Source organism: Amycolatopsis sp. NPDC023774 (genome assembly GCF_040639695.1).
Classification (GTDB): domain Bacteria; phylum Actinomycetota; class Actinomycetes; order Mycobacteriales; family Pseudonocardiaceae; genus Amycolatopsis.
Map to the genome: position 1 here is coordinate 70,475 of NZ_JBFAAJ010000010.1, position 15,993 is coordinate 86,467.

Consider the following 15,993-nt stretch of genomic DNA (forward strand, 5'->3'; position numbering starts at 1 on the left):
TTGGTAAGCCGTATTACCAGGTCGCGCAGCCAAGGTCCTCGTGCCAAGCTGTGCCGCGTGACCGGAGCCTCCGATTCCGAGATCGTGCTGACCCCCCTCGACGAGCCGGAACTGAGCCGGCTGCTCGAAGCTGCGGTCGCCGACGCCGACCCCCTCGAGGTGATGCCTCCGGTGGAGGGCCCGCCGGGCTGGACGACCGAGCGGCGCGAGGCGTTTCTCGCGTTCCACCGGCGGCGCTGCCTCGACCCGGACACCGCGATCGAAACCACGTGGCTCGTCGAGGTCGACGGCCGCGCGGCCGGGGCGGCACGCCTGCGGCCCGTGCACGGGCACTCGGCCGTCGAGGTCGAAGCCGGTGTGTGGCTGGGCCGCTCGGTGCGCGGGCGCGGCATCGGCAAGCGCGTGACGGACGTGCTGCTCGAAGCCGCGCGCGACGGTGGTGCGGCGAGGTTCATCGCCTCGACCACCGTGGACAACGCCGCCGCCCGCCGCCTGCTCACCGGCACCGGCGCGGACCTCGACGTGCACGGCGCCGACGTGGACGCCAGTCTCGAACTCTGACCGGCCGACCCGAGAAGACGAGCCGTGGTCCGCCTCCCGGACGCGGGGGAGGCGGACCACGGCACCACGGCTCGATCCGCCGCGAACTCTCAGTCCAGCTGCAGTTCCGGCGAGTACATGTCGAACCAGTGGTAGAGGTCCAGCGCGCGGTCCATCCCCACCCGCTGCGTCGGCTCGATCGCCACCGGGTCCACTTCGGACACCTTCGTCAGCCACTCGCGGCTCACGAGCCGGAACACCGGATTGTCGCGCTCCGCCAGGACTTCCTTCACCTGCTGCTGCAACGCGGCGGGGTAGCCGGGGTCCTGGGTGGACGGGTACGGGCTCTTCACGCGGTCGCGCACCGAGTCGGGCAGCACGTGCTTGGTCGCGTGGCGCAGCAGGCTCTTCTCGCGGCCGTCGAAGGTCTTGAGCGACCACGGCGTGTTGTACACGTACTCCACGAGCCGGTGGTCGCAGAACGGCACGCGCACCTCGAGGCCCACGGCCATCGACGCGCGGTCCTTGCGGTCGAGCAGCATCCGCACGAAGCGGCTCAGGTGGAGGTTGCAGATGGTGCGCATGCGCGCCTCCTGCTCCGACTCGCCGTCGAGGTGCTCGACCTTGTCCACGGCCGTGCGGTACTGGTCGGCCACGTAGTCGCCGAGGCTCAGCTGCGTGGCGACGTCGGGGCGCAGCAGCGCTGCCCGCTCAGTCATCAGGCCCGAGCGGAAAGCCAGCCACGGGAACGTGTCGGCGTGCACCGACTCGTCGTGGAACCAGCGGTAGCCGCCGAACACCTCGTCGGCCGACTCGCCCGACAGCGCCACGGTGGACTCGCCGCGGATCGCCTTGAACAGCAGGTACAGCGACGTGTCCATGTCACCGAGGCCGGCCGGGATGTCGCGCGCCCGCAGTACGGTGCGGCGCACCTCCGGGTCGGACAGCTCACCCGGGTTGAGCACCACGTCCTGGTGTGCCGAGCCGACGAGCTTCGCGACGTCGCGGATGAACGGCGAGTCCGGGGTGTCGCGCATCTCGTCCGGCTGGAAGTTCTCCTCCTGGCCGAGGAAGTCGACCGAGAACGTGCGCAGCTGCTCACCCTGCTCGGCCAGCCGCGCGGCCGCGAGACCCGTCACGGCGCTGGAGTCGAGCCCGCCCGAGAGCAGCACGCACCGCGGCACGTCGGCCACGAGCTGGCGGTTGACGATGTCGGTCATCAGTTCGCGCACGCGCGCGACGGTGGTCTCCTGGTCGTCCGTGTGCTGCTTCGCGTCGAGCTTCCAGTAGGTGCGGGCGCGGATGCCTTCCTTCGACACCGTGACGACGGTGCCCGGCTCGACCTCGCTCATGCCCTTCCACAGCGACCAGCCGGGGCGCTTGGTGAACGCCATCAGCTCGCGCAGGCCGTCGCTGTCCACGACGCGTTTCGCCAGCGGGTTGGCCAGGATCGCCTTGGGCTCGGAGCCGAACAGCACGCCGTCGCGCGTCGGGTAGTAGTAGAACGGCTTGATCCCCATGCGGTCGCGGATCATCACGAGCTTCTGGTCGCGCTCGTCCCAGATCGCGAACGCGTACATGCCGTTCAGATGGTCGACGACCGCGTCGCCCCACTGCAGGTACCCGTGGAGCACGACCTCGGTGTCACTGTCGGTCTCCCAGGTGTGACCCAATTTCGTGAGTTCTTCACGAAGTTCGGTGAAGTTGTAGGCCTCACCGCTGTAGACCATGGCGATCTCGCCGTTGGGCGTGCGCACGCTCATGGGCTGGCGCCCGCCCGGCAGGTCGATGATCGCGAGCCTGCGGTGCCCGAGCGCGACGTTGCGGCGCACCCACGTGCCGCGGTCGTCCGGGCCACGGCACGCCATCGTCTCCGTCATCGCGTCGACGACCTCCTGTCGTTGTGACAGGTCAGAGTCGTAGGAAACCCAGCCGGCGATTCCGCACATCCGCGTGCCTCCGTGACTTTGCTTAGGTAATACAACTATTCGAAACACTGGTGTAACACAGCCGGGCGGGCCATGTCTGCCCGAATTGCACGCTCCGTCATAGATCCACTACCGATTGTGTCGTGAGTCACTCACCAACTACTTGGCGTAACCGGTCAAGATCAACCCAACGCCACGGGGTACCAGGCGAACGGCGGTGGCGGGGGTCACCCGGCGTCAAGAACGCGTAAATGGCCCAGGAGACCGCGTCAAGGAGGCGTCAGACCGTCTCCAGCACGCAGCGCTACGACCGCACAGTTGCCTCGTCCAACGGTCACCCGCCCCGGGTGACCTGTCTTGAGAGGTGCCTTGTGGCCGACTTGTTGTACGCCGTGCTCACGATCGGCGTGTTCGTGGTCCTCGCCTTGACCCTGCGCGGGATGGAGAAGCTGTGAGCGGCACCTCGGCAGTGGCCGACATCGTCGGCGGACTGCTGGCGCTGGGCCTGCTCGTCTACCTGTTCATCGCACTGGTGAGGCCGGAGAAATTCTGATGAGTGATGTCGGCGCCGGCCTCGTCCAGGTCGGTCTACTGCTCGTCGCCCTGGCGATGGTCCACAAACCGCTCGGCGACTACCTGGCCCGGGTCTTCTCGAACGGGAAGCACTGGCGGGTCGAGAAGGTCTTCTACAAGATCGTCCGCGTCAACCCCGACTCGGAGCAGCACTGGAAGACCTACGCGTCCGGGGTGCTCGGGTTCTCCTTCGCGTCGATCGTCCTGCTCTACCTGCTGCAGCGCCTGCAGTCGGTCCTGCCGTGGAACTTCGGCCGCGGCGCGGTGTCGTCCTCGGTCGCGTTCAACACGGCGGCGAGCTTCGTGGCGAACACGAACTGGCAGTCCTACGTGCCCGAGACGACGATGGGCCACTTCGTGCAGATGACCGGCCTCACCGTGCAGAACTTCGTGTCGGCGGGCGTGGGCCTGGCCGTTGCGATCGCGGTGACGCGCGGATTCATCCGCTCGAAGACCGACCGCCTCGGCAACTTCTGGGTGGACCTCACCCGCGGCACGATCCGCGTGCTGCTGCCGATGGCGTTCGTCTTCGCGATCGTGCTCATCGCGCTGGGCGTGGTGCAGAGCCTGCGCTCCGGCGTCGCGGTGACGAACCCCGACGGCAGCCAGAGCACCATCGCGCTGGCGCCGGCGGCGAGCCAGGAGACGATCAAGGAGCTCGGCACCAACGGCGGCGGCATCTTCAACGCGAACTCCGCGCACCCGTTCGAGAACCCCAACGCGTGGACCAACCTCATCGAGATGTTCCTGATCCTCGTGATTCCGGTGAGCCTCACCCGCACCTTCGGCCGGCTGGTCGGGAACAAGAAGCAGGGCTACGTCCTGCTGTCGGTGATGGGTGTGCTGTGGGGCGCGATGCTGGCCCTGATCTGGACCGCGGAATCCTTTACCAGCAGTCCGGCCGCGCTGGCTGCCGGGGCCGACATGGAGGGCAAGGAACAACGCTTCGGGCTGAGCCTCACGTCGATCTTCGCCGACACGACAACGGGTACGTCCACGGGCGCGATCAACGGCGCCCACGACAGCCTGTCGAGTCTCGGCGGCGGTGGTCCGTTGCTGAACATGCTCTTCGGCGAGATCTCGCCGGGCGGTGTCGGCACCGGTCTCTACGGCATTCTCGTGATGGCCGTGATCGCGATGTTCCTCGCGGGCCTCATGGTCGGGCGCACGCCGGAGTACCTGGGCAAGAAGCTCGGCAAGCGCGAGGTCACCGCCGCGGCGATCTCGATGCTCGCGATGCCGACGCTCGTGCTCGTCGGTGCCGGGATCGCGCTGGCGATGCCCGACACGCAGAGCGCGCTGGGCAACTCGGGTGCCCACGGCCTGTCGGAGGTCCTCTACGGCTACGCCTCGACCGCCAACAACAACGGCAGCGCTTTCGGCGGCCTGACCGCCACGAGCAACTGGTTCCAGTCCTCGTTCGGCGTCGCCATGCTGCTCGGCCGGTTCATCCCGATCATCGCGGTCCTCTGCCTCGCCGGTTCGCTGGCCAAGCAGAAGAAGGTTCCCGAGACCGCAGGCACCCTGCCCACGACCGGGCCGCTGTTCGCCACGATGCTCACCGGAACCATCGTCCTCGTCGCGGCCCTCACGTTCGTCCCGGCGCTCGCGCTCGGGCCCATTGCGGAGGCGATGGCATGACAGTCACCGAAACCCCTCGAAGTCCCCTGGAAGACCAGCAGCACCACGCCGAGAACGCGGGCCGCGTCGGGGCGGGCGCGTTCAACGCGCGCCAGCTCTGGCTTTCGATGCCCGAGGCGCTGCGCAAGCTCAACCCGAAACACCAGCTGAAGAACCCCGTGATGTTCGTGGTGTGGGCCGGTTCGGCGCTCACCACGGTGTTCGCGATCGTCGAGCCGAGCGTGTTCGCGGTTCTCGTCGCGGTGTGGCTGTGGCTGACCGTGCTGTTCGCGAACCTCGCCGAGGCCGTCGCCGAAGGGCGCGGCAAGGCGCAGGCCGAGTCGCTGCGCAAGTCCAAAAAGGAGACCGTGGCGCGGCGGCTGACCGAGGACGGCTCCGAGGAGAGCGTGCCCGGCGTCGACCTGCGCGTCGGCGACCTGGTAGTCGTCGAGGCCGGGCAGATCATCCCCGGCGACGGTGACGTCGTCGAGGGCATCGCGACCGTCGACGAGTCGGCCATCACGGGCGAGTCGGCCCCGGTCATCCGCGAGTCGGGCGGCGACCGCTCGGCGGTGACCGGAGGCACCACGGTGCTGTCCGACCGGATCGTCGTGAAGATCACGACCAAGCCCGGTGAGTCCTTCGTGGACCGCATGATCGCGTTGGTGGAAGGCGCTTCCCGGCAGAAGACGCCCAACGAGATCGCGCTGACGATCCTGCTCTCGACCCTGACCATCACCTTCCTGCTCGCCGTGGTCGCGCTGCAACCGATGGCCGGGTACTCGGGCAAGGAACAGTCGGTGATCGTGCTGACGGCGCTGCTCGTCTGCCTCATCCCGACCACGATCGGCGCGCTGCTCAGCGCCATCGGCATCGCGGGCATGGACCGGCTGGTGCAGCGCAATGTGCTGGCTACGTCCGGGCGCGCGGTGGAAGCCGCGGGCGACGTCTCGACGCTGCTGCTCGACAAGACGGGCACGATCACCTTCGGCAACCGCAAGGCCACCGAGCTGATCCCCGTCGGCGGGTCCACCGTGGACGATCTGGCCCGCGCGGCCCGGCTGTCCAGCCTCGCCGACGGCACGCCCGAGGGCCGCAGCATCATCGAGCTGATCGCGGCGAACCACGCCCTGCCCGAAAAGGCCGGCGACGACGAGAAGCTCGCCGAGTTCGTGCCCTTCACGGCGCAGACGCGCATGAGCGGTGTCGACCTCGGCGACCGCGAGGTCCGCAAGGGCGCCACCTCGGCCGTGCGCCAGTGGGTGCGCGAGCGCGGCGGCGCGATGCCGGAGGAGACCGAGCGGATCGTCGACGAGATCAGCCAGCAGGGCGGCACGCCGCTGGTGGTCGCGGAGGCAGCCGGCGGACGCGCGTTCGTGCGCGGTGTGATCCGGCTGTCCGACGTGGTCAAGCCGGGCATGAAGGAACGGTTCCGGCAACTGCGTTCCATGGGCATCAAGACGGTGATGATCACGGGTGACAATCCGCTCACCGCCAAGGCCATCGCCGCGGACGCGGGCGTCGACGACTACCTCGCCGAAGCCAAGCCCGAGGACAAGATGGCGCTCATCAAGAAGGAGCAGGAGGGCGGGCGGCTCGTCGCGATGACGGGTGACGGCACGAACGACGCTCCCGCGCTGGCGCAGTCGGACGTCGGCGTCGCGATGAACACGGGCACGTCGGCCGCGAAGGAGGCCGGCAACATGGTCGACCTCGACTCGAACCCGACCAAGCTCATCGAGATCGTGGAGATCGGCAAGCAGCTGCTCATCACGCGCGGTGCGCTCACCACGTTCAGTGTCGCCAACGACCTCGCGAAGTACTTCGCCATCCTGCCCGCGATGTTCACGTCCATTTTCGCCCAGCTGGGCGCGCTGAACATCATGCACCTGGCGACGCCCCAGTCGGCCATCCTCTCGGCCGTCATCTTCAACGCACTGATCATCGTCGCCCTGATCCCGCTGGCCCTGCGGGGCGTGCGGTACCGGCCGTCGTCGGCTTCCGCGCTGCTGCGCCGGAACCTGCTGATCTACGGCCTCGGCGGCATCGTGAGCCCGTTCCTCGGGATCTGGGTGATCGACCTGATCGTGCGCCACATCCCTGGAATCGGGTGAATCTGATGAACTCACTGGTGAAGCAGACCTGGGCGGGCCTGCGCGTCATCATCGCGATGACCGTGCTGCTCGGGCTGATCTACCCGCTCGCCGTGTGGGCGATCGGGCGGATCCCGGGCCTGCAGTCGAACGCGGAAGGCTCGGTCGTCACGCAGAACGGGCAGGCCGTGGGGTCGTCGCTGATCGGGATCGACCCGGTCGCGGCCGACCCGGCGCACGACCCCTGGTTCCACACCCGGCCCTCGGCGTTGTCGAAGGACGACCTGGGGCCCGCCGATCCGTCCACCTCGGGCGCGTCGAACAAGGGCCCGTTCAACGCCGACCTCGTGAAGACCATCACCGAGCGCAAGGACGCCATCGCGAAGCGGGAGAACGTCGCCCCGGCCCAGGTGCCGCCCGACGCCGTGACCGCTTCCGGTTCCGGCCTGGACCCGTCGATCAGCGTCGCGTACGCCGACCTGCAGATCCCGCGCGTCGCGAAGAACACGGGGCTGAGCGAGGACAAGGTGCGCGAGCTGGTCGAGGCGAACACCTCCGGTGCCGGGATCGGTGTGCCGAGCGTGAACGTGCTGCTGCTCAACCTGGCCGTGCATTCCACTGCGCCAGGAGCACACTGACAGCGTGAGCACACCGAGGACGACCCCGAAGCCGCGTCGAGGAGAACTGCGGATCTACCTCGGCGCGGCTCCGGGCGTGGGCAAGACTTTCGCGATGCTGGGCGAGGCCCGGCGTCGGCTGGAACGCGGGACCGACGTCGTGGTGGGCCTCGTGGAGACCCACGGCCGCCAGAAGACCGCGGACCTGCTCGACGGCCTCGAGATCGTGCCGCGGCGCACGGTCAGCCACCGTGGGCACGAGTTCGCCGAGATGGACCTCGAAGCGATCCTGAAGCGCGCGCCCGAGGTCGTCGTCATCGACGAGCTCGCGCACACCAACGTGCCCGGCGCGCGCCACGACAAGCGCTGGCAGGACGTCGAGGAGCTGCTCGAGTCCGGGATCGACGTGCTCTCCACCGTCAACGTGCAGCACCTGCAGAGCCTCAACGACGTCGTCGAGCGCATCACCGGCGTCACGCAGCAGGAGACCGTGCCCGACGAGGTCGTGCGCAAGGCCGAGCAGCTGGAGCTCGTGGACATCACCCCGGAGGCGCTGCGGCGCCGGCTCGCGCACGGCAATGTCTACCCGGCCGAGCGCATCGACGCCGCACTGGGCAACTACTTCCGCCCCGGCAACCTCACCGCGCTGCGCGAGCTGGCGCTGCTGTGGGTCGCCGACCAGGTCGACGTCGCTCTGCAGCGCTACCGGGCCGAACAGAAGATCACCGACACCTGGGAGGCCCGCGAACGCGTCGTCGTGTCCATCACCGGCGGCCCCGAGAGCGAGACGCTCATCCGGCGCGCGAGCCGCATCGCCACGCGCGCCGGCGCGGAGCTGCAGGTGGTGCACATCCTGCGCGGCGACGGGCTGTCCGGTCTGGGGCCCACGGCCATGGCCCGCAGCCGCACACTGGCCGAGGAGGTCGGGGCCACGTTCCACGCCGTCGTCGGCGACGACGTGCCCACCGCGTTGCTGGACTTCGCGCGCGGGGTCAACGCCACGCAGCTCGTGATCGGCACGTCCCGCCGCTCACGGGTGGCGCGGCTGTTCGACGAAGGCATCGGCGCGGCCGTAGTGCAGCAGTCCGGTTCGATCGACGTGCACATGGTCACGCACTCCTACGCGGGCGGCCGGCTGCGGGCACGGCTCGGCGCGAGCCCGCTGGCGCCGTCACGGCTCGTGCTGGGCTGGGTGCTGAGCCTGGCGCTGCCCATCCTTGCGACCGGCTTGGGCGTGCTGCTGCGCGACACCGTCGAGTTCTCCACCGACGTGATCCTCTACGTGCTTGCGACGGTGATCGTCGCGCTCGTCGGCGGGCTCGGCCCGGCGGTGATCGCGGCCGTGTTCGGCGCGGGCCTGCTCAACTTCTTCTTCACGCCACCGCTGTACACGCTCAACGTGCACAGCCCGCAGAACGTGGTCACGCTCGTGGCGATGATCGTGGTCGCCGTACTGGTGGCTCTCGTCGTCGCCTCGGCGGCCCGGCGCGGCAGCCAGGCCGCGCGGGCGCGAACGGAAGCGGCGCTGCTGGCGTCGTACGCGCGCACGGTGCTGACGAACCCGAACCCGATCGAGCGGCTGCTGGAGAAGGTGCGGGAGAACTTCGGCCTGACGTCGGTCACGCTGCTGGAGAAGAAGAACGGAGTGTGGCAGAAGGTCGCGATCGCCGGGCAGTTCCCGTGTGGCGACCCGGATGAGGCCGACGTGGACATCGCGGTGACCGCCGACGTCCACCTGACCCTGCGGGGGCGGGCGCTGCCGGCGGCCGACCGGCGCGTGCTGGAGGCAGTGGCCGGGCAGGCGCTGCTCGCGCTGCGCCAGCAGCGGATGGCCGCGGCCGCGGCGGAGGCCGAGCGCAAGGCCGAGGCGACGGAGCTGCGCACCACCCTGCTCTCGGCCGTCGGCCACGACCTGCGCACGCCGTTGACGTCCATCAAGGCCGCGATCGGCAGCCTGCGCGCGCCGGACCTGTCACTGTCCGAGGAGGACACCGCAGAGCTGCAGGAGACCATCGAGCTTTCGGCCGACCGGCTCGCCGGGCTCATCGACAACCTGCTCGACTCCTCCCGCCTGGCCACCGGCGCGGTCACTCCGCACCTGCGGCCGGTGGGCTACGACGAGGTGGTGGCCCACGCACTGTCCAATGTGGATAACTCGCGTGAGGTGAAGGTGGGCGTGGACGTGAGCCTGCCTTCGGTGCTGGCCGATCCGGGCTTGCTCGAACGGGTGATCGCCAACGTTCTCGACAACGCCCTGCGCCACGGTGGTGGCGTGGTCTCGGCGCGGGCCAGCGCGCACTGCGAGTACGTGGAACTGCGGATCGTGGACCACGGCCGTGGCCTGAAGAAAGGCACGGCGGACTCGGCGTTCGCGCCGTTCCAGCGGCTCGGCGGCGACCGCGACTCGACGCCTGGTGTGGGGCTCGGGCTGTCGGTCGCGAAGGGCTTCATCGAGGCGATGGGTGGCAGCATCCGGGCCGAGGACACGCCGGGTGGCGGCCTCACCGTGGTGATCTCGCTGCCCGCCTACACCGGGCAGAATCCGGACAAGGACCTCCTCAAGATCGACGAGGCCGCCGGCTCAGTCGCTGACGAGGCCGTGGAGGGAGTGAGCACGTGAGTCCGGACAAGGCGGCCACCGTGCTGGTGGTCGACGACGAACCGCAGATCGTGCGCGCGCTGCGGATCAACCTCAACGCCCGCGGGTACAAGGTGATCACGGCGCACGACGGCACCGCGGCGCTCAAGGCCGTGGCCGAGACCAAACCCGACGTGGTGGTGCTCGACCTCGGGCTGCCCGACCTCGACGGCACCGAGGTGATCGCCGGCCTGCGCGGCTGGACCACGGTGCCGATCATCGTGCTCTCGGCCCGCGGCGACTCGGCCGACAAGGTCCAGGCGCTCGACGCGGGCGCCGACGACTACGTGACCAAACCGTTCGGCATGGACGAGCTGCTCGCGCGGCTGCGGGCCGCGGTGCGGCGCTCCACTGTGGCCGGGTCCGACGGCGCGGAAGCCGTGGTGGACACGGGTTCCTTCACGATCGACCTGGCGGCGAAGAAGGTCCGGCGCGACGGCCGCGAGGTGCACCTGACCAAGACCGAGTGGGGGGTGCTGGAACTGCTGGTGCGCAACCGCGGGCGGCTGGTGGCGCAGAAGCAGCTGCTGCACGAGGTGTGGGGCCCGTCGTACGAGACGGAATCGCACTACCTGCGCGTGTACCTGGCGCAGCTGCGGCGGAAGCTGGAGCCGGAGCCCTCACGCCCGCGGCACCTGCTGACGGAACCCGGGATGGGGTACCGCTTCGAAGCCTGACGCCCACCGCCCCGGGAGGGGTGGGGTCCGGAGAGTGCCGGAAACGGCGATGGCCGCCCCTGCGGCCCGCACCCCAATGTGGCGTTGGTTGCTCCATCCATGCCCCCGCCACCACCCTCAATGGAGGCGCTGCGCGCCAGGCCCCATTCAACGCACCCAATGCGGCATTCGGTGCGTTGAACACGACGATGGCCGCCCCGCGGGGCGGCCATCGTCGTGTAGTCAGCTGGTGGGACCGGTCGGGTCGGTCGTGCGGACGTCCGTGGAGGACGACACCGGCGGCGAGCTCGGCGGCTCGCCACTGGTGGACCCACCCCCGCCGGTGCTGCTCGGCGGCGGGTCGGACCGGGACGAGGTCGGCGGGTTATCCGAAGAAGAAGGCGGGGCGCTGCTAGTCGACGTCGGCGGGGTGTCGCTCGACGGCGGCGGCGGCGGCTTCACGGTGTTGCTGCTACCGGGCGGGTTGTTGCCCGGACCGCCGGGCTGTCCGGGCTGCCCCGGCTGACCGGGCGGGTTGTTCGGCGGCGGGACGACCACGGTGGTGGTCGGCACGCCGTCCGCTCCGGTGGAGACGACCGTGGTCGGGGTCGGGGGGACCGACGTCGGGTCGCCCGCGGTCGGCTCGCCGGTCACGGTCATCGGGGCGCCCGGCACGGCGTTGCCCGGCACGACCTGCGAGCTGCCCGGCAAGGTGCCCTGGCCGCCGCCGGGGACGGTGGTGGACGTGGCGGTGGTGCTGCCCGGCCCCGCCAGTTCGGCGACCGCGGCGAAGGCCGTGGCGACCACGAGGCCGCTCACCCCGAGGATGGCGTAGCCGGTCCGGTTCATCAGGCCGCTCGTGGCCCTCGGCGGTGCGACGGAGATGCGTGAGCTCGGATCCGGCCCGTCGGGACGGGACATGCAGGCTCCTTACATGCGGTTCATCGCTGTAGCAGGTCGGGGCAGTCAGGACGACGCCGTCTCCCGGCTTCGACGGGTGCTCCAAGCGTTCGGGCACCACTTCCGGAGGTTGGAAGTCGTGGCGTGGTTCGGTCCGGCTCCCCGGAGCGCTCAGGGGATCGGGGCGCCGGACGCGGACCCCGGCCGGGAGGTTATCACCGCCTGTGACCCATTCGCGCAGGTACGGGGCCTGCCCCGTCACTGTCCGCAGCAGGTGTCGTAGGGCAGGATGGACGCGTGAGTGAGGAAGAAACACACATTCGGCTGGCGGCGTGGGTCCACGGGCGAGTCCAGGGGGTCGGTTTCCGCTGGTGGACCCGGAGCCGCGCGCTGGAGCTGGGTCTGGTCGGCTTCGCCCGCAACTTGCCCGACGGCCGTGTCGAGGTGGTAGCGGAGGGTGGCCGAGACCACTGTGAGCGGTTGTTGGCCACCCTGAGGTCGGGAGAATCACCCGGAAGTGTGGATCACGTTGTCGAGCGCTGGAGCCCGGCGAAGGGCGGTCTGACGGGCTTCGCCGAGCGCTGAGCGGCAGCACCGGGAGCACTGCGCCGCCCGGGTGGCCGCTGTGACGGGTGGGACACAACGGGTTGCCGGTGCGCTGCGTTCTGTGCTAGGCGCGCCGCGGAAGGCAGCCTCCCGCGATCACGGCGGGTGCCCAGGTAGCCTTGGCGGACTGTAGAGCCAGTACCCGAGGCCGGAGAGGTCCGCACCAAGTGCACCTGAAAAGCTTGACGCTGAAGGGTTTCAAGTCCTTCGCCTCGGCCACCACGCTGCGGTTCGAACCCGGGATCACGTGCGTGGTCGGCCCGAACGGTTCGGGCAAGTCGAACGTCCTCGACGCACTGCGCTGGGTCATGGGTACCCAGGGCGCGAAAGACCTGCGCGGCGGCAAGATGGAAGACGTCATCTTCGCCGGCACGGCGGGCCGCGCCCCGCTGGGCCGCGCCGAGGTCACGCTCACCATCGACAACACCGACGGCGCGCTGCCCATCGAGTACACCGAGGTCTCCATCACGCGCCGCATGTTCCGCGACGGCGCGAGCGAGTACGAGATCAACGGCGACCGCTGCCGCCTGATGGACGTGCAGGAACTGCTGTCGGACTCCGGCATCGGCCGCGAGATGCACGTCATCGTCGGGCAGGGCCAGCTGTCGGCGATCCTCGAGTCGAAGCCCGAAGAGCGCCGCGCCTTCATCGAGGAGGCCGCGGGCGTCCTCAAGCACCGCAAGCGCAAGGAACAGACCTTGCGCAAGCTCGCGAACATGCAGGGCAACCTCGACCGCCTCGGCGACCTCACCACCGAGCTGCGCCGCCAGCTCAAGCCGCTGGGCAAGCAGGCCGAGATCGCGCGCAAGGCCCAGTCGGTGCAGTCCGAGCTGCGTGACTCCCGCCTGCGCCTGCTGGCCGACGACCTGGTGACCCAGCGCGACGCCATCGCCCGGGAAGAGGCGGACGAGCGCACCGCGCGTCAGCGCCGCACCGAGGTGGAGCAGGCCCTGGAGGTCGTGGCCGCCGAGGAGACGGAGCTGGAGGCCTCGCTCGCCGAGGACGCGCCGAAGCTGCAGACCGCGCAGGAGACCTGGTACAAGCTCTCCGCACTGGCCGAGCGCCTGCGCGGCACCGTACGGCTCGCCGTGGAGCGCCAGCGCCACCTGTCCTCCGACGTCTCGGCGCCGACGGGCGGGCGCGACCCCGAGGAGCTGCTGGCCGAGGCCGAGCAGGTCGCCGAGCGCGAGCAGGAGCTCAACGAGGCCGTGATGGAGGCCCGCGAGCTCTTGGCCGAGACCGTGCTGCGGCGCGAGGATCTCGAGCAGCGGGTGCAGGCCGCCGAACGCGCCCACTGGGCCGCGGTGCGGGCCATCGCCGACCGCCGCGAGGGCATGGCGAAGCTGACCGGCCAGGTCGAGGCGCTGCGCAGCAAGAACGGCGCCACCGCCGACGAGATCGACCGTCTGTCGGTGTCGCTGCAGGAGTCCGCCGAGCGCGCGGAGATCGCGCTGGAGGAGCTCGAAGAGGCCAAGGCCGAGGGCGGTGTCGAGGAGTCCGACGACGCCGACCTGATGCAACGCCACGACCGGGCGGTCGAGGCCAACAACGCCGCCAAGGCCCGCGTCGAAGAGCTGGTGAAGGCCGAGCGCTCGGCCGAACGCGAGATCGCGTCGGAGCGGGCGCGCGTCGAGGCGCTGTCGATGGGCCTCAAGCGCAAAGACGGCGCCGGCGCGCTGCTGGGTGCGTCGCACGAGCTGCCGGGCCTGCTGGGTTCGGTCGCCGCGCTGCTCACGGTGGAGCCGGGCCACGAGGTGGCGCTGGCCGCCGCGCTCGGGCCCGTGGCCGACGCCGTGGCCGTGGCCGGCGGCGAGCAGGCGCTGACGGCGCTGAAGTACTTGAAGGACACCGATTCCGGCCGCGCCGGCATCGTGCTGGGTGGCTACGGGTCCACTGTGGACACATCGTCGTGGCCGATGCTTCCGTACGGCGCCCGCTGGGCCCGTGAGGTCGTGACCGCGCCCGAGCAGCTGCGCCCGGCCGTGGAGCAGGCATTGGACAAGCTGGCGCTGGTCGACGGCCTCGACGCCGCGCGCCAGCTGGTGGCGAGCCACCCGGATGTGCGTGCGGTGACTCGCGAGGGCGACGTTTTCGGTGCCCGCTGGGTCGCCGGTGGTTCGGCCGCGCGCGAGAGCGTGATCGAGGTCCAGGCCGCCGTCGACGAGGCGGGCGAGCGGCTGCGCACGGCCGAGCGCGCGCTGGAGCGCCACACGGCCGAGCTGGAAGGCGCCCGCGCCGAGCAGCAGGCCCGGCGGGAAGAGGTCGGCCAGGCCAAGGACGCGCTCGGCGACGCGAAGGTCCGCAAGGCGCGTTCGTCGGAGCGGCTGAACCGGCTTCAGCAGGCCGCTCGGTCGGCGCAGGCCGAGGTTGAGCGCCTCGCCGGGCAGCGCGCGAAGGTGGAGCAGAGCCGCGAGCAGGCGCTGGAGCAGTTGGCGGAGCTGGAAGAGCGGCTCGCCGCCGTCGCCGAGCAGCCGGTGGAGGACGACCCCGACACGGCCGAGCGCGACGAGGCCGTGGCCCAGCTGACCGTCGTCCGCCAGGAGGAGATGGAGGCGCGGCTCGCGCAGCGCACCTCCGAGGAGCGGGCGCGCAGCATCGCCGGGCGCGCCGAGTCGCTGCGCCGCGCGGCGCACGCCGAGCAGCAGGCGCGCGAACGCGCGGCCAAGGCCCGCGAGGCGCGGGAGCGGGGCGCCGCGATCGCCAACGCCGTGGTCAACGCGGGTGAGCTCGCGCTGGAACGCATCGAGCACTCCGTGCAGCGCGCGGCCGCCGAGCGCGACGAAGCCCAGGCGCAGCGTCAGACCCGCGAGACCGCGCTTAGCGCGGTGCGCGCCAAGGTCCGCGAGCTGTCCGGCGAGCTCGAAAAGCTGACCGACGCCGTGCACCGCGACGAGGTGCTGCGCGCCGAGCAGCGGCTGCGGCTGGAGACGCTCGAGGCCAAGATCGCCGAGGACTTCGGCATCGGCCTGGAAGATCTGGTCCAGGAGTACGGCCCCGACGTGCCGGTGCCGCCGAGCGCCGGCGAGGTGGCCGAGTACGAGGCGGCCAAGGAGCGCGGCGAGGACGTGACCATGCCGCCGCCGATGCCGTACGACCGCGACACGCAGGCCCGCCGCGCCAAGCGCGCGGAGAAGGACCTGACGCTGCTGGGCAAGGTCAACCCGCTGGCACTGGAGGAGTTCGCGGCGCTGGAGGAGCGCTACAAGTTCCTCTCGACCCAGCTCGAGGACCTCAAGGACACGCGCAAGGACCTCGAGGCCGTGATCCGGCAGGTCGACGAGAAGATCCTGGAGGTCTTCGCCTCGGCCTACGCCGACGTCGCGCGCGAGTTCGAAACCGTGTTCGGCGTGCTGTTCCCCGGCGGCGAGGGCCGCATGGTCCTCACCGAGCCCAACGACCTGCTCGCCACCGGCGTCGACGTCGAGGCGCGCCCGCCGGGCAAGAAGGTGAAGCGGCTGTCGCTGCTGTCGGGTGGCGAGAAGTCGCTGGTGGCCGTGGGCATGCTGGTGGCCATCTTCCGCGCCCGCCCCTCACCCTTCTACGTGATGGACGAGGTCGAGGCGGCGCTCGACGACACCAACATGCGCCGGCTGATCGGGCTGCTGGAGCAGCTGCGCGACTCGTCGCAGCTGATCATCATCACCCACCAGAAGCCGACCATGGAGATCGCCGACGCGCTCTACGGCGTCAGCATGCAGGGCGACGGCATCACGAAGGTGATCTCGCAGCGCCTGCGCTCCGGCGACGAGGAGCCCGTGCCCGCGGGCTGACTCCGGACGTGCGAAAAGGGGCTTCCCACTTCCGGGAAGCCCCTTATTCGTT

General features: G+C 70.3%; 12 protein-coding genes. 10 read left to right on the top strand and 2 right to left on the bottom strand.

The genetic code is table 11. The annotated features are described in order from the left end of the window. Nucleotides 1-57: 57 nt before the first annotated feature. The gene (locus AB0F91_RS21945; RefSeq protein WP_360599876.1) at nucleotides 58-561 is read left to right on the top strand and encodes a GNAT family N-acetyltransferase; all 504 of its coding nucleotides are present in this window, start codon (nucleotides 58-60) and stop codon (nucleotides 559-561) included. Between the two features lie 89 nt (nucleotides 562-650). On the opposite strand, the gene asnB is transcribed toward AB0F91_RS21945, so the two are convergent. After that, nucleotides 651-2,489 carry an asparagine synthase (glutamine-hydrolyzing) gene (asnB, locus tag AB0F91_RS21950; RefSeq protein ID WP_360599878.1) on the bottom strand — a complete coding sequence of 613 codons (1,839 nt, stop codon included), beginning with the start codon at nucleotides 2,487-2,489 and terminating at the stop codon, nucleotides 651-653. Between the two features lie 230 nt (nucleotides 2,490-2,719). On the opposite strand from asnB, the gene AB0F91_RS21955 reads away from it, so the two are divergent. From AB0F91_RS21955 to AB0F91_RS21985, 7 genes are read left to right on the top strand one after another with little or no spacing between them, the layout of a single operon-like run. Beyond that, nucleotides 2,720-2,923, top strand: coding sequence for a hypothetical protein (locus AB0F91_RS21955; protein WP_360599880.1), 204 nt, complete (start codon nucleotides 2,720-2,722; stop codon nucleotides 2,921-2,923). Next, a complete protein-coding gene (gene kdpF, locus AB0F91_RS21960) occupies nucleotides 2,920-3,021 on the top strand; it encodes a K(+)-transporting ATPase subunit F (protein WP_360599882.1) in 102 nt (33 codons plus the stop codon). Before AB0F91_RS21955 ends, kdpF begins: the two co-directional genes overlap by 4 nt. Then, on the top strand, nucleotides 3,021-4,682 hold the full coding sequence (kdpA, locus tag AB0F91_RS21965; protein ID WP_360599884.1) for a potassium-transporting ATPase subunit KdpA: 1,662 nt from the start codon (nucleotides 3,021-3,023) through the stop codon (nucleotides 4,680-4,682). The genes kdpF and kdpA overlap by 1 nt, the downstream gene beginning before the upstream one ends. Next, nucleotides 4,679-6,775: a potassium-transporting ATPase subunit KdpB gene (gene kdpB / locus AB0F91_RS21970; RefSeq protein WP_360599886.1), complete on the top strand. Its 2,097-nt coding sequence runs from the start codon at nucleotides 4,679-4,681 to the stop codon at nucleotides 6,773-6,775. The genes kdpA and kdpB overlap by 4 nt, the downstream gene beginning before the upstream one ends. 5 nt (nucleotides 6,776-6,780) lie before the next feature. After that, nucleotides 6,781-7,392, top strand: a complete 612-nt coding sequence (locus AB0F91_RS21975; protein ID WP_360599888.1) for a potassium-transporting ATPase subunit C — start codon at nucleotides 6,781-6,783, stop codon at nucleotides 7,390-7,392. Nucleotides 7,393-7,396: 4 nt separating this feature from the next. After that, a complete protein-coding gene (locus tag AB0F91_RS21980; protein WP_360599890.1) occupies nucleotides 7,397-9,991 on the top strand; it encodes a sensor histidine kinase KdpD in 2,595 nt (864 codons plus the stop codon). Then, a complete protein-coding gene (locus AB0F91_RS21985) occupies nucleotides 9,988-10,686 on the top strand; it encodes a response regulator (protein ID WP_360599892.1) in 699 nt (232 codons plus the stop codon). The genes AB0F91_RS21980 and AB0F91_RS21985 overlap by 4 nt, the downstream gene beginning before the upstream one ends. 222 nt (nucleotides 10,687-10,908) lie before the next feature. Here AB0F91_RS21985 and AB0F91_RS21990 read toward each other — a convergent pair whose 3' ends face one another. Then, on the bottom strand, nucleotides 10,909-11,586 hold the full coding sequence (locus tag AB0F91_RS21990; RefSeq protein ID WP_360599894.1) for a hypothetical protein: 678 nt from the start codon (nucleotides 11,584-11,586) through the stop codon (nucleotides 10,909-10,911). A gap of 276 nt (nucleotides 11,587-11,862) precedes the next feature. Here AB0F91_RS21990 and AB0F91_RS21995 point away from each other — a divergent pair, with 276 nt between their 5' ends. Next, on the top strand, nucleotides 11,863-12,150 hold the full coding sequence (locus tag AB0F91_RS21995; RefSeq protein ID WP_220237756.1) for an acylphosphatase: 288 nt from the start codon (nucleotides 11,863-11,865) through the stop codon (nucleotides 12,148-12,150). 188 nt (nucleotides 12,151-12,338) lie between these two features. After that, on the top strand, nucleotides 12,339-15,941 hold the full coding sequence (smc, locus tag AB0F91_RS22000) for a chromosome segregation protein SMC (RefSeq protein WP_360599896.1): 3,603 nt from the start codon (nucleotides 12,339-12,341) through the stop codon (nucleotides 15,939-15,941). Nucleotides 15,942-15,993: the final 52 nt, after the last annotated feature.

What these genes read in the sequence shown, in the direction of transcription:
- AB0F91_RS21975 (WP_360599888.1), top strand. Translation starts at nt 6,781, where the DNA reads ATGAACTCACTGGTGAAGCAGACCTGGGCGGGCCTGCGCGTCATCATC.
- AB0F91_RS21990 (WP_360599894.1), bottom strand. Translation starts at nt 11,586, where the DNA reads ATGTCCCGTCCCGACGGGCCGGATCCGAGCTCACGCATCTCCGTCGCA.
- asnB (WP_360599878.1), bottom strand. Translation starts at nt 2,489, where the DNA reads ATGTGCGGAATCGCCGGCTGGGTTTCCTACGACTCTGACCTGTCACAA.
- kdpB (WP_360599886.1), top strand. Translation starts at nt 4,679, where the DNA reads ATGACAGTCACCGAAACCCCTCGAAGTCCCCTGGAAGACCAGCAGCAC.
- kdpA (WP_360599884.1), top strand. Translation starts at nt 3,021, where the DNA reads ATGAGTGATGTCGGCGCCGGCCTCGTCCAGGTCGGTCTACTGCTCGTC.
- AB0F91_RS21955 (WP_360599880.1), top strand. Translation starts at nt 2,720, where the DNA reads ATGGCCCAGGAGACCGCGTCAAGGAGGCGTCAGACCGTCTCCAGCACG.